11 protein-coding genes and 1 riboswitch are annotated in these 13,222 nt (G+C 47.5%); of the genes, 1 reads left to right on the forward strand and 10 read right to left on the reverse strand.

Features of this window, described 5'->3' with window-relative positions; translation table 11 throughout:
* Window positions 1-133 precede the first annotated feature (133 nt).
* Window positions 134-967 (reverse strand): BglG family transcription antiterminator LicT, encoded by an 834-nt coding sequence (gene licT / locus MHB46_RS07425; RefSeq protein ID WP_023987656.1) that lies wholly within the window; start codon window positions 965-967, stop codon window positions 134-136.
* A 205-nt stretch (window positions 968-1,172) separates the two neighbouring features.
* Window positions 1,173-2,414: a PTS transporter subunit EIIC gene (locus MHB46_RS07430; RefSeq protein WP_341161980.1), complete on the reverse strand. Its 1,242-nt coding sequence runs from the start codon at window positions 2,412-2,414 to the stop codon at window positions 1,173-1,175.
* Between the two features lie 499 nt (window positions 2,415-2,913).
* On the opposite strand from MHB46_RS07430, the gene MHB46_RS07435 reads away from it, so the two are divergent.
* The gene (locus MHB46_RS07435; protein WP_341161981.1) at window positions 2,914-4,614 is read left to right on the forward strand and encodes a methyl-accepting chemotaxis protein; all 1,701 of its coding nucleotides are present in this window, start codon (window positions 2,914-2,916) and stop codon (window positions 4,612-4,614) included.
* 219 nt (window positions 4,615-4,833) lie between these two features.
* Here MHB46_RS07435 and MHB46_RS07440 read toward each other — a convergent pair whose 3' ends face one another.
* The 8 genes from MHB46_RS07440 to MHB46_RS07475 form a co-directional block, all read right to left on the reverse strand.
* Window positions 4,834-6,453 (reverse strand): cobyric acid synthase, encoded by a 1,620-nt coding sequence (locus MHB46_RS07440; RefSeq protein ID WP_341161982.1) that lies wholly within the window; start codon window positions 6,451-6,453, stop codon window positions 4,834-4,836.
* A gap of 38 nt (window positions 6,454-6,491) precedes the next feature.
* Window positions 6,492-7,361 carry an adenosylcobinamide-GDP ribazoletransferase gene (gene cobS / locus MHB46_RS07445; protein ID WP_341161983.1) on the reverse strand — a complete coding sequence of 290 codons (870 nt, stop codon included), beginning with the start codon at window positions 7,359-7,361 and terminating at the stop codon, window positions 6,492-6,494.
* Window positions 7,358-7,918 (reverse strand): bifunctional adenosylcobinamide kinase/adenosylcobinamide-phosphate guanylyltransferase, encoded by a 561-nt coding sequence (gene cobU, locus MHB46_RS07450; RefSeq protein ID WP_341161984.1) that lies wholly within the window; start codon window positions 7,916-7,918, stop codon window positions 7,358-7,360. Before cobU ends, cobS begins: the two co-directional genes overlap by 4 nt.
* The gene (gene cobT / locus MHB46_RS07455) at window positions 7,915-8,985 is read right to left on the reverse strand and encodes a nicotinate-nucleotide--dimethylbenzimidazole phosphoribosyltransferase (RefSeq protein ID WP_341161985.1); all 1,071 of its coding nucleotides are present in this window, start codon (window positions 8,983-8,985) and stop codon (window positions 7,915-7,917) included. The genes cobU and cobT overlap by 4 nt, the downstream gene beginning before the upstream one ends.
* Window positions 8,986-9,028: 43 nt before the next feature.
* A complete protein-coding gene (locus tag MHB46_RS07460; RefSeq protein WP_053324912.1) occupies window positions 9,029-9,862 on the reverse strand; it encodes an ABC transporter ATP-binding protein in 834 nt (277 codons plus the stop codon).
* Window positions 9,859-10,905: a FecCD family ABC transporter permease gene (locus tag MHB46_RS07465; RefSeq protein ID WP_341161986.1), complete on the reverse strand. Its 1,047-nt coding sequence runs from the start codon at window positions 10,903-10,905 to the stop codon at window positions 9,859-9,861. The genes MHB46_RS07460 and MHB46_RS07465 overlap by 4 nt, the downstream gene beginning before the upstream one ends.
* The gene (locus tag MHB46_RS07470) at window positions 10,902-11,909 is read right to left on the reverse strand and encodes an ABC transporter substrate-binding protein (RefSeq protein WP_341161987.1); all 1,008 of its coding nucleotides are present in this window, start codon (window positions 11,907-11,909) and stop codon (window positions 10,902-10,904) included. Before MHB46_RS07470 ends, MHB46_RS07465 begins: the two co-directional genes overlap by 4 nt.
* A gap of 208 nt (window positions 11,910-12,117) precedes the next feature.
* Window positions 12,118-12,311: riboswitch (cobalamin riboswitch) on the reverse strand.
* Between the two features lie 122 nt (window positions 12,312-12,433).
* Window positions 12,434-13,192, reverse strand: a complete 759-nt coding sequence (locus tag MHB46_RS07475; protein ID WP_445667586.1) for a histidine phosphatase family protein — start codon at window positions 13,190-13,192, stop codon at window positions 12,434-12,436.
* Between the last annotated feature and the right edge of the window lie 30 nt (window positions 13,193-13,222).

Consider the following 13,222-nt stretch of genomic DNA (forward strand, 5'->3'; position numbering starts at 1 on the left):
TGCGCAAATGGGCAATAAAAAAACCTGAATACAGAAAGCAGACAGCTTTATAAAAAGCCAATCTTCTTTCAGCATTCAGGTTTTGCCTTCTGGTTTAGAAGTAGCAATCCTAAATCCCTGATCATACATGAAATCATTGATTTTTAATGATACGCTCGATATGAATGGTGAGATACAACATCTCATCCTGGGACAAGCTTCGACCATAGATTTTAGTGGTATAATCTCTTATTTTTTCCGCGCAGGCGTAAGCATTCTTATACTGAACCTTAACCATATCATGAAGGGAATTATCTGTATTTTGTACAGGGGTCCCATTCATTACCCGTTGAGCAAAAAATTTGAGATGTGTAATAAAGCGGTAATAGCTTAACGACTCTTCATCCAGATCCATTACAAAAAAGCGACTTACAATATTTATGATATCCTTGACAATGTTAGTCAGGGTTATCGTTTCGCGCATTTCGCTATTAAGCTGTGCATTCACCAAATGTAAGGCGATAAATGCTCCTTCATCATCTGGAAGTGTAACTCCCAGCTTGTCCTGAATCATGTGCAATGCTTTGGTCCCAATCGTGAATTCCTTACGGTACATTCGCTTGATTTCCCAGTAAAGTGCATTTTTGATATCCATACCCAAGCGATAACGCTCTATGGCAAAATGGATATGATCCGTCAGCGAAATATAGATGCTGTCATGCAACTCTACACCAAGTATCGTTTTGGCATATTGGATGATTTCATCAGAAATTTCAACATATTCAATGGGGATATCAGACATCAGGGTCATGAGTTTGCGGGAAACCTCGGTACTTTCAAGTTTGAAAATTTTCTCGATTTTCTCTTCTTCAATCTCATCGCCTGTGTTTTTTTTAAAAGCAATTCCTCTTCCCATAATGACTAATTCTTTCTGCTGTTCATCAATGACCGTTACGACGTTATTATTCAGCACCTTTGCTATCTTCATTCCATCACCTTAAGCCGCTTGGAGTAGTAAAAAAAGGCAATACCAAAACTGACACATAGTGCCTGCTTATGGTTTTGCCCGATACGCTCAGTAACAATCCACGATTGTGCAGTTTTGAATAACTGACACCATAATATCATATAAAGACTGAGGTGACAAGTTTTTTTGTAAACACTTTCATGAGGCTTTTGGGCGTTGGCACGCCTTAGCTGCCAGGGCTCTTTTCCACAACCGAGTTCGGAGAAGGAGAATCATTCATGTCAGATGTGGACACTACTTGCGAATGCTCATCTTTTTCATCCACAAAGCCCATAAAATACGTAATTACGCCAGCCGTAACAAACGAAATCAGCATACCCACAATACCGTACACAAGCGTGGGTTCAGAAAATAAAGGTAAGCTGAGCAACCCAGCTGAGGCACCAATAGCAGTAAGCTCGGTTTCAAACAGACACATACAAGCCCCACCAACGGCTCCACCGATCATAACTGCTATTAACGGTTTTTTGAAACGGATATTGACACCATACATAGCCGGTTCAATGATTCCCAGCATGGCCAACAAACCTGTGGACGCAGCCAGCGTTTTGACTTTGGCATTTTTGGATTTAACACATACGCCAAATGTTGCGCCAGCCTGAGCGAAAGCCGCTGCAACGACCACGGGAAAAAGGTGATCATAACCCAATGTTGTAAGCGAGCTGATCATAATCGGTAGCATTATATATTGCATACCTGCAATAATAAGCAAAGACATCGTGCCTCCGAGCAACAACCCTGTAAATACTTCTGCATTGTCAAACAACCAGCCTAGTCCATCGGATACATGTTGGCCGAGATAACTCCACAGTGGCCCGAAAGCGAACACCATTAAAGGTATAGTGATCATCAGTGTCAAAGTCGGGACAACCATTAATTTAAGTGAATAAGGGATATACCTGTCTAACCATTTTTCGACATACGATGCTATCCAGACGACAACAAGTATGAGTACTATAGATGAAGCAGCTTGTGGGTCTATAACTGGTAGACCGGCAAAACGCACCTCCTCACCAGACTGGAGTAAACTTGTTAATTGGGGATGGAATACGGATGCTGCGATGGCTGCCGCAACAAACACATTGCTGCGCAGCCTTCTTGCCGCACTTGCCGCAACAAAAATAGGTAAAAAATAAAATATCCCATCGCTGATAGCCATTAAAATAGTATATACCTGCGGATCAGACAACAATAAACCTAAGGACATGAAAATAGATATTAATACCTTGATCATTCCCGCTCCAATCATTGCCGGCAAGATCGGAGTGAATACGCCTGATACATAATCTAATAGACGACTTATCGGATTTCTCCCTGTGGCAGCTCTGTAACTTCCGGAAGTCTGCTCCTGTGTATCTTCTCCTCTGACCTGCGAAATCACTTCTTTGGAAGGTAAATCCCGATTCATAACAACCTTTTCCCCTTTTATATGTATATTGAAGACCACTTTCGAACTTACCAAACCAAGCTTAGAAGAATATTGTAATAAAAGCGGTATTCCTTATGCTACTTATATTACTTCTTTTTTACAATAGTTTTAAAGAAGGAGTAATCTATTCGTTTTTATGCACCTGATAATTTACATCAAACTTACATCTAAACACCTAAGACCATAGTTATATATTTTTTGTTTGTTTTTGGGCAAATATGACTATTCAACCGTCTGTTAATTATGTAAAATAGGTCTAACCTACTTTTTAGTAAATCATGGATTACTTCCCTTTCACATTCTTGTCCCTTGAATTCAGCTGAAATATACATAGAATCCGAACATTTTCAGTCTTTTCTTCAAGCAAGGAAAGGAACACAAGTAGATCATGGCGTGTCAAGTATCTATTGGACAAGCGGCCTACTTCAAGCAGGGAATTCGTCTGATTTTATTACCATCATGTGAGAGGAGATTTTTCATGAAGAGTTTTAATCGTTCCATTGGCGCGAAATTACGAATTATGTTTTTGCTGATTCAGCTCTTTGCGTCCCTTTTGTTCAGCATCAGTTTCTATGCAATATCCATGAGTATCATTAATAACAGTGTCATGCCTCAGGTAGACCAATTGCTAGAAACTGGAGCTAAAAATGTGTATCAGGATCTCAATATTTCCTTAGCTGTTCAGGCTGGGCAAGGAAGCGGTTCTGATTCCGGCTCCGCTATACAGATGGAATCCTATCTTCAGGACAAGGTCGATACCCTCAAATTAGAATCGGCATATATCGCGGTAGTGAAGGATGATAAAGCCGAAGTCGTCGCACGGAATGTAAAATCAGTATACAAGGTCAAGGATGCACTCATTCCTGTTGAGGATATTAAAAAAGCAAAACAAGGCGAGATGAATATCAGTGAAATTTACAGCGATTCATACGGAGTACACAAAACCGCCTTCTTTGCTATATCAGGTAGTAATCTAGTTCTGGGTGTGAACGAAGACGTCGGATTTGTACAGGAAAAATCCCAACAAATTCTATGGATTTGCATAGGTATTACAGTGGCAACGCTCCTGCTGGGCGGCATTATTTCTACCCTCGTGATACGTAAAGTTGTAGAACCCATTGCTGAATTGGTTCGTCATAGCGAAAAAATTGCTCAAGGTGATCTTTCACAAGAAGCGAAGGTTCATGGAGTCAATGAAATTGCCCAACTTGCCCGCAGCTTCCAATCCATGTCTCATAACTTGAAAGAAATGATCGGCCATGTGCTTTCTACATCCGGTGCGGTTGTTGCAGGATCGGACGAGCTACTTCGTCGGACTGAGGCTATGAGTGTAAAAGTGCAGGACTCTACAGTTGCCGCAGAGGAAGTAGCAAAGGGCAGTACCAGCATAGCTACAGCTGCTGCGGAAAATGCACAGGCTATGGAGGAAATCGCTCAAGGTGTTCAGCACATCGCCTCCTCTGCCAATGATGTATCCGATCAAATCAGTGAAGCAACGAAAGAAACGGTTAACGGTAATACGCTCGCTCAAAAAGCTGTAGCTCAAATGTCACAGGTAGGACATGCTGCCGATGAATCGCTTCGATACATCCATAGTATGAATGAGCGCTCAGAAGCCATTGGCAGTATCGTTTCGGCTATTTTCGATATTACGAAGCAAATTCAAATGTTGTCCCTGAATGCCTCCATTGAAGCTGCCCGAGCGGGCGAACATGGACGGGGCTTTGCCGTAGTAGCCGGAGAAGTACGTAAGCTTGCCGAGCAATCTAAAGAAGCCACACAAGAAATTTCCGACTATTTGGTTACCATTCAAGAAGTATCGCAACAATCTGTGGACTCTGTGACCCAGGTGAGCCGTGAAATTCATTCGGGAACGGAAATGGTTCAACAAGCGAGTTCAGCCTTTAACCAGCTAAGTGAGCTTATGCAAAAGATCAATGCTACGATTCAAACGGTCTCTGCAGCAACGGAGCAGGTATCCGCCAGCTCGGAGGAAGTATCTGCTTCCGTGGAAGAGACAGCTCTCATCGCAGCCAATGCACAGCATATGATTCAAGAAATCGGTTTAAATGCCGATGAGCAACTGAATGAAATGGAAAGCCACAGCGAGGTTGTTCGCCAATTAAGCAAACAAGCAACCGAACTGCAAAAGGCTGTCCAAAAATTTAAAATTACGTAAGCCGATACAATAGAGGATTTTGCAAAAATCCCATAAGCGACTTCCAATGGACAAGATGTAGATCGAAATGGTTTAGTTCGTCTATATCTTGCACTTCAGAGCGACTGGAATCGAATTTTGCAAAATCCTGAATAAAAAGAGGTATCTCACAGTCTTAATAATGGCTGTAGAGATACCTCTTTATTTTTTAAAAGCGATTTTAATAATCATCCATGAAGTTTATGAATTCATTCCCATAATACGATAAATTTGCTCCATATCTAAATGAGCCCGTACCACTTCTGCGACACGGTCAAACTCTCGTTCCTTGGCTTCACGTACAGTAAAAGTGCTTTCTAAAGGTGCCAAGCCCTTGGTTTGTCGCAATCCATCCAGCCAGCACCGGCGAAAAAGGTCATTATCAAACACACCATGTAAATAGGTTCCCCATACTTTACCATCTGTTGTACCCCAGCCTTCCTCAAAAGCTGTTCCTTCGCCACGCCGGATATAGAATAACCTTTTCATTTCGCTTAGGTTTAAAGTTCTATCTGTAGGTGCGTATGGTTCCGTAACATACTCCGTAACGCCCATATGTATTTCATAACCTTCAATGCTTGGCTTGGAGGCAGAACCTGAATCAGTCGCAGTGCTAAGCAAAAGCGGGCAATGATTAGACAGGGTTCCCTGTACGCGTACGGTTTGCTTTTCCTTTAAAAAGGTCGTGGATAGAGCAAGCCAACCTAACCCTTCTGCCTGCTGCGGCAACCCAGATTCGACGGCTTCGGGATCAAAAAGTGCGGTACCCAGCATCTGATAACCTCCACAAATGCCAACTAGCTGTGTGCATCCGGTATTCATAGCCTGCCGAATGTCTTTCTCCAGACCTCTCTCACGCAATTCCAGCAGGTCTCCAATGGTGTCTTTGGTCCCTGGTAAGATAATGGCGTCCGGTACGCCCAACTGTCCGGCTTCTGTGACATAACGAACACTCACATCCGGCTCTGCGGCCAGAGCATCCGTATCTGTAAAATTGGAAATCCGCGGATATCGTATCACCGCAATATCCAGTTCTTTATCCTTTGCAGATTGCTTGGGCTTCTTATCCAATACTACCGAATCCTCTGCTTCAATGCGTATGTCTGGCAGATAGGGCAATACACCGAGTACAGGAATGCCTGTCCGTTCTTCCAGCCAGTCTAATCCTGGTTGAAGCAGAGACAGATCACCTCTGAATTTATTAATGATAAATCCGCGGATACGCTGTACTTCATGGGGTTCCAGTAATTCGATAGTTCCTACGAGAGAGGCAAAAACACCGCCCCGGTCGATATCTGAAATAAGCAACACTGGAGCATCCGCCCAACCTGCCAGATTCATATTTACGATATCGCGGTCCTTCAAATTAATCTCTGCCGGGCTGCCTGCCCCTTCCATAAGGACAATATCATAGGTATCACGCAACCGATTCAGAGCATCCATGACGGTCTGTTTGGCTTTTGGCAAAAAATCCTTCCGGTAATCGGAGGCGCTCATATAGGCATAAGGTACACCGTGTACAACAATTTGTGAGTGCATATCTTTGACCGGCTTAATCAGAATCGGATTCATGTCAGTCGTGGCCTCAATACCGCAGGCCTCAGCCTGCACCCCCTGAGCTCGTCCAATTTCCTTGCCGTCCTCGGTAACATAAGAGTTTAACGCCATATTTTGCGACTTAAACGGTGCGGGACGATATCCGTCCTGCGTAAAAATACGGCAAAGCGCAGTCGTCACGACGCTTTTGCCCACATCCGACGCTGTTCCTTGAAGCATTAATACGGCTGACGGGTTCGTGCAGGACGGTTCGAAAGTTGACAATTGCCTCTTCCCCTTTAACGAATTCATTTCAAATCTGGTCACAACCCGTACAAAATGACAATAAACAACAATAAAACAGTCTCCAGCAATTCGTTTAAAGTTCCGTATATATCTCCTGTAAGTCCACCCAAGCGGCGGTTAATACGGTTTGCCGTGAAGGTTCCAACACCGTAAGCCAAGACCGGAAGCAACACAAAACCTAGCGAGATTGGAAGGCTCTCAGAATATGAAAGGAACGTCTGTAAGTAGGATCCTGCCAACGACAGATTCCCAGTCCCCCTTGTTGCTGTAGCCAAACCTGCCAGAAGATATTGTCCTACGGCAGCACTCAGGGTCACTAATACTGCCCAGAATACGGCCAACCCTACGCGGCCACCACTCATATCAGCAAAACGCGCAGCCAGCCCATCATCATTACGAGCTTTAGGCCAGCGCTTCATTGCATGTACCATAAACCAGCGGCTCCAAACCATCGGAAGCAGCAGCAAGCCAGACACATTCCGTTCAACCAGCACCGTATACAGCAAAGAAGCCTTGAGCATGAGTAGCAGCACACAAGCAATAACGCCCATAGCCCCTACACGGCTATCTTTCATAATCTCCAGCATCCGCTCACGAGATCGGTAGCTGAACAAGGCATCGGCCGCATCCATCCACCCGTCCAAATGCAATCCGCCCGTCAACCAAACCCAGACAACAAGCGTAAGAATCGCACACGGCAACGGCGGCAATACCATAGAAGTAAGCGCCGCAAAGCCCCAGACAATGATGCCAATAACCACTCCCACCAGCGGATAATAACTTGCACTGCATTTAAGCAAATCCGGGGAAAAATCTATTTCCGCCTTCACCGGAAGACGCGTTAAAAATTGAAAAGCCGCAGCAACAGCCTGACGTTCGCGGCTCATAGCTTATATTCCAACTGTTTGAGTTCTACGGGAATGCCCGCCGTCACCAAAAATACTTCATCACAAAGACGGGCAATCCGCTGATTCATAACCCCACTCAAATCCCGATACAGCCGACCCAGCGGATATTCGGGCACAATACCGTCACCAACCTCGTTGGTTACGATGACAAGCTGCCCTGGATACTGCTCCACAGCTGCCGCCAGTGCGTCCATGGCAGCTCTGGACGCAGCTTCGCCGTCCTCGCCTGCGGCCAGCAGCACATTCGACAGCCACAGGGTCAGGCAGTCGACTAGCAACATAGGCGCGGGCTGCGACGCTTGATCGCCACCAAGCCGCTGCAGCACCTCCGGTAACGCCTGCGCTTCCTCCAGCGTCTGCCAGTCGTATCCGGCAGACTCGCGCTGGACCCGATGAAGGGCGATGCGCTCCTTCATCTCCATGTCATAGGCTTGCGCCGTTGCAATGTAGCAGGCGCGCGAAGCGCGCGACATGCATAATCGCTCGGCAAAGCCGCTTTTCCCGCTGCGTGCCCCGCCGGTCACGAGCGCTTTCATCGCTGCGCGGCCCCCTGACCGTCCGATACGCCTGCATCGGCAAAGGTCGCCATTTCGCGCATGATGCGGCACGCCGCATCAATCAGGTGCAAGCTAAGCGCACCGCCTGTGCCCTCCCCGAGCCGCATGTCCAAATAAAGCATGGGCTCCAGCTTGAGCTGGCGAAGCACCGCCGCGTGCCCGCGCTCGTCCGAGGCGTGCGAAGCGAGCATGTACGCAGCGCTAGCAGGCGCAAGTGCACGCGCTGCAAGGGCGGCTGCGCCTGAAATAAAGCCGTCCAACACGACTGGACAGCGATGTGCGGCTGCGCCGAGGATGACTCCTGCCAAGGCGGCAATCTCCAGACCGCCGACCTTAGTGAGCACGTCGAGCGCATCATTTGCATCTGGCTGGTTCACCTCCAATGCGCGGCAGACAACCGATATTTTACGGGTAAGCCCAGCCATATCTACACCCGTCCCCCGGCCTACGATAACTTCCGGCTCTAGCCCGGTAAGAGCACATACGACCGCAGCGCTGGCTGTCGTATTCCCGATGCCCAGCTCTCCGGTAACGAATAGCCGTGTGCCACCTTTGACCGCTTCTGCTACGGCTTCAGCTCCGGCCAAAACCGCCTGTTCCGCTTCCGTACGCAGCATCGCTGGCCCTTTAGCTATATTCGAAGTACCCATGCGTACCTTACGGTCCACCAGATTCGCGTGAGCGACATCCGCATTCACGCCAACATCTACCACCTTGACATCTGCGCCCGCATGACGTGCCAGCACATTAATTGCCGCGCCACCTGACAGCATGTTATACAGCATTTGCTGTGTAACCTCAGCCGGAAAGGCACTGACTCCCTCTTCACACACCCCGTGATCCGCAGCCATAACCATAACCGTTTTACGATCAAATTCAGGCTTGTCCACTCCTGTAATTCCTGCTAGCTTGATGGCCACACTTTCCAACTTCCCAAGACTTCCCGGTGGCTTTGTTAATTGGTCCAAATGGGCTAAAGCTGCCGAGGCCGCCACCCCATCCGGCTGGGCAATGCTATCGATCAGCTGACGCAGCTTGTTGTTCATACCTTCCACTCCCTGCTCTTTTTAAGTGTGTTTCATCGTTTATTTAATCTGCTGTATCCGAAGCACTTCTGCGCAGCAAGAGCTGCGGCACACCGCTATCAGGATGCGGAAGCATCACAGGCTCAACACCGTATACTCGTCGAATCCGATCCTCGGTTAATAACTTCGATGAAGCTCCCAATCCTTCAACCATTCCATCCTTGAGTACAAGCAAATCTTCGCAAAATTGGGCTGTCAAGTTAAGATCATGCAAGACCGCAATGATCGTCACACCCGTTTCTTGGCGCCAATCTGCCAGCAGTTCCATAAATTCAAGCTGATAGCGCAAGTCCAGATAGGTCGTAGGCTCGTCCAGCAGCAATATTCGTGGCTCCTGCACCATTACTTTTGCCAAAGCTACACGCTGTCGCTGTCCCCCACTCAAGCGGTCCAATGCTCTGTCCGCCAACGTGGTAAGACCCAATCGCTCCAGCACGCGATCCGTGATCGCCTCCACATCAACACCCTTTTCCCTACCTAGCCAGTCCTGATGAGGAAAACGTCCCATTTCTACGACTTCCCTGACGGTGTATCCCACTGGAGGAAGCCCTTCCTGTTGGAGTACGGCTATGAGTCGGGAAAGCTCTTTTCTGCTGTAGCTACCGACCTTTTTGCCATAGATATGAACGTTTCCTGAAGTTGGCTGATCTACACCCGAAAGCAGATGCAGCAAGGTCGATTTTCCACTGCCGTTCGGACCAATAATCCCCCACCAAGTTCCTTCGTCGACGCTCCAGCTTATATTCTTTAACGCATGGAACTCTCCATAGGCACGTGTCAGACCCGCTACCTCTAATGCCCGATCACGCACCTTCTGTGATTCACTTTGTTCTGTCACAGCAGTTCCCCCCTGCGCAGCTTCTTGTTCCGGTACAGGAGATATGCGAAGAATGGTGCCCCAACAAAGGCCGTCATCACTCCCAGGGGAATTTCCGTGGGGGCTAACAACGTGCGAGCCGCCGTATCTGCCCAAGCCATAAAAATAGCTCCACCGAGCGCAGATAATGGAACAATCATCCGGTAATCAGGGCCTGTCATCAGACGAATGATATGCGGTACAACAAGTCCCACAAAGCCAATCACTCCACATACCGAGACAGCGGCAGCTGTCAGCAGCGTGGAAATGATCAAAACAGATAGCTTCGTCGCATCTACATGAACTCCCATGTGAGCCGCCTGACGTTCACCCAAAGCCAAAATATTCAGCACACGTGCCCGGTTCCATAGAAATACCAGTCCTATGACCACATAAGGTAAAAGGATTCCTGTATATGACCAACCGCGCAGACTAAGACTTCCCATCGTCCAGTACAATATTTCATTGACCGTCTCCTTCGACATGGCTGTCAGAAAGGAAACAACTGCTCCTAGAAAGGATTGCATCACCACACCCGACAAAATGAGACTTTGTGTCGGAATTTTTCCACCTTCCCGTGCCAACGTTAGCACCATCCACAGCGTCAGCATTCCGGTCGTAAATGCCACTAGCGGCAGCGTCCATATGCCAACAAATGAAAATTGAAGGCCCCAATAGATCAGTACTGCCGCTCCTACCGAAGCCCCCGAGGATACCCCCAGTGTATACGGATCAGCCAAAGGATTACGCAGCACACCCTGAAATCCGGCTCCCGCTAGCGCCAGCGCTGCTCCTACCAACATTCCCAGTAACACTCGTGGCAATCTGACCTTCAAAATAATCTGCTCTGAGGATGTATTCCAATCCGGTGTAAACGTATCGCCTAACCACGGAAGGTGGTTAACCAGAATGCCCGTGATCTGGCTGACCGGAAGCTTGGCCGAGCCGATGCCAAGACAGAGCAGCAGCGTCAGCAACAGCAGGACAAGACCTGTCCCTCCAAAGCCGATCAGTTTACGGTTCATTTGAAAATTTCAGGATACACGCCCTTGGCCACTTCCTTGAGACCTTCCGTTACGCGTGGACCCGGACGACTGATCAAATTATCATCCACGGCAAACACCCGGTTGTGGCGAACAGCCGATATTTGATCCCATCCACTGCGAGCTTTAATGATTTCGCCGAGCGTCTGGCCAGTTTTGTCGTCCTTGACACTTTTGCTGTACAAAATCACGTCAGGGTTCGCAGCAATAATATTTTCTTCACTAATTTGGTACCACCCCTTTTGCGTGGCACCTACATTTTCGCCGCCCGCCAACGTAATCAGCTCGTCCATAAACTCGCCTTTACCAACTGTCCAGCCTGGTGAAAACTCGACGTATACCCGCAGCTTCTGCCCTTTACCGATATTTTTAACTCCTTCTTTCACTTCCGCTACATCTGCTCTCATCTTGTCAGTCACCGCTCTCGCTTCTTTCTGATGATCGGTGATTTTCCCATACAATTCGATGTTAGCTATGACATCTTCAACTGTCTTCGGTTCCGTTTTAAAAATCATAATTCCCATGTCGCGCAGCTTGGTCGTAGCCTGTTCACTAAGTGATATCCCTGCAAAAACGACTCCCGGGTTAGCAGCAATGATCGCCTCTTCGTTCGGTTTCATAATACCGCCTACTTTAGGCTTTTTCGTAGCTGCTTCCGGGTAATCAGAGTAGTCGGAGACGCCAACTATTTCCTTATCCAGCCCGATGGCGAACAGCGCCTCGGTTTCTGCCGGGGAGACGGAAACGATTTTATCCGGCGCTTTTTTGAATGTAAATTCCTGTCCTGTTGCATCCTTAACTGTGAGTGGGTAAACTGTTTTGCCCGGAGGCTCTTGTGCGGTTACGGTCTTTCCTGGCTGCTGTGAAGAAGTCTGATTCTCTTTATTTTCAGCATTTTTTCCATTAGCGCCACATGCACTCAGCACAACTGCCAAAATCAGAACCAATAGACCTGTTGTCCAAACCTTTATTTTTTTTCCTGCCATGATTTGCACCCCTTCATAAAAAAATCGTTAAGAGCGTTACTTGATCATCATCAGATATCTTCTAAATCCAGCCTTCTTTTCCTATCTAAAAAACCCCGCATCCTTATATCAGGACACAGGGGTCACGTTAGCGCAGATCGTGCGCAGGCGGCAGCTTCTTTCCGCACGGACAGTCACTGCGAACACGTCATCCTTTCCTCGAAGGATTATGGTGACAGGCGGACGGGCAGGTATCCTGACTTATGGTAAGATGCATGTCCTGAACTTCCTTCATATGCTTAGTAGCACATAAAGCAGGACTAACCGGCATGTTTCCATTTACAGTGGCGGGACCGCGCCGGACTTACACCGACTTCCCTTTTAACAGCGCAGGCAAGGGAAACCATAGTTTCATCACACTGCGCCGACCTCGTCTGCTGGATATTTGATGTAGTGGTAGTCAAGCCGTTCTTTTACTTGATGATTATAGGTTAAAATGAGGCGGCTTACAACCCAAACAGCCTCTTTATCCACTGGTGTCTAACCTAATGAGAGAGCATTTCCGCTATGTAATTGTGCGGTCCTGCCAGCCTCAATTGAATCCTAAATGCTTCTCCCGGCCTCGGATTCAGACTCCAAAAATCATGACCCGGTATCAGCATGCAAGCTAACTGACGAATTACGCCACCATGCGTAACGACCAAAACAGAGAGCGGCCCAGCAGTCAAATCCATGGGTTGAACTTCCATAGCAACACGCCATTCATACAGAGAGTCAAGAAATTTCCGCAAACGATTCACAAAATCTGTCCAAGACTCTCCTCCAGGAGGGGTTATCCGTTGTGGCTCATCAATCCAAGCGCGATACAACGACACATCCTTGAGCATGTCATACGTTTTTCCATCCCACTCGCCAAAATGAAGCTCTCGCAGACGTGGTTCCATCATAGGAGACATAATAGATAGGGAACCTCCAGACGTCAATTCTGATTCCGGCACAATGATCTGCAAGGTCTGGCGACATCGCATTAAATCGCTGCAATAGATTCGAGCAAAGGACTGCCCCTGCCATTCTTCTTGCAAAGGCTTTAATTCCTGTTCTGCCCCCGGTAGCAAACCTAAGTCGGAGTGTCCCAGATATCGACGTTCCTTATTCCATAAGGTTGTGCCGTGACGAACTAACACGAGTTCCATGTCCCAATGCAGATCTTCTTTAGCATAATCCGGCACCTTATCCTCCTGTGAGTTCGGATTTTGTGCGTATTCTACTGTCCTTTTTACTGCTATATCTTGTTTCAAGATCATGTCACTTCCTGCTCGATCATTATTCAGTGT

Source organism: Paenibacillus sp. FSL H7-0703, assembly GCF_038003485.1.
GTDB lineage: Bacteria > Bacillota > Bacilli > Paenibacillales > Paenibacillaceae > Paenibacillus > Paenibacillus polymyxa_B.

What these genes read in the sequence shown, in the direction of transcription:
- MHB46_RS07470 (WP_341161987.1), bottom strand. Translation starts at nt 11,909, where the DNA reads ATGGCAGGAAAAAAAATAAAGGTTTGGACAACAGGTCTATTGGTTCTG.
- MHB46_RS07430 (WP_341161980.1), bottom strand. Translation starts at nt 2,414, where the DNA reads ATGAATCGGGATTTACCTTCCAAAGAAGTGATTTCGCAGGTCAGAGGA.
- licT (WP_023987656.1), bottom strand. Translation starts at nt 967, where the DNA reads ATGAAGATAGCAAAGGTGCTGAATAATAACGTCGTAACGGTCATTGAT.
- cobS (WP_341161983.1), bottom strand. Translation starts at nt 7,361, where the DNA reads ATGAGCCGCGAACGTCAGGCTGTTGCTGCGGCTTTTCAATTTTTAACG.
- MHB46_RS07465 (WP_341161986.1), bottom strand. Translation starts at nt 10,905, where the DNA reads ATGAACCGTAAACTGATCGGCTTTGGAGGGACAGGTCTTGTCCTGCTG.
- cobT (WP_341161985.1), bottom strand. Translation starts at nt 8,985, where the DNA reads ATGAACAACAAGCTGCGTCAGCTGATCGATAGCATTGCCCAGCCGGAT.
- cobU (WP_341161984.1), bottom strand. Translation starts at nt 7,918, where the DNA reads ATGAAAGCGCTCGTGACCGGCGGGGCACGCAGCGGGAAAAGCGGCTTT.
- MHB46_RS07475 (WP_445667586.1), bottom strand. Translation starts at nt 13,192, where the DNA reads ATGATCTTGAAACAAGATATAGCAGTAAAAAGGACAGTAGAATACGCA.
- MHB46_RS07435 (WP_341161981.1), top strand. Translation starts at nt 2,914, where the DNA reads ATGAAGAGTTTTAATCGTTCCATTGGCGCGAAATTACGAATTATGTTT.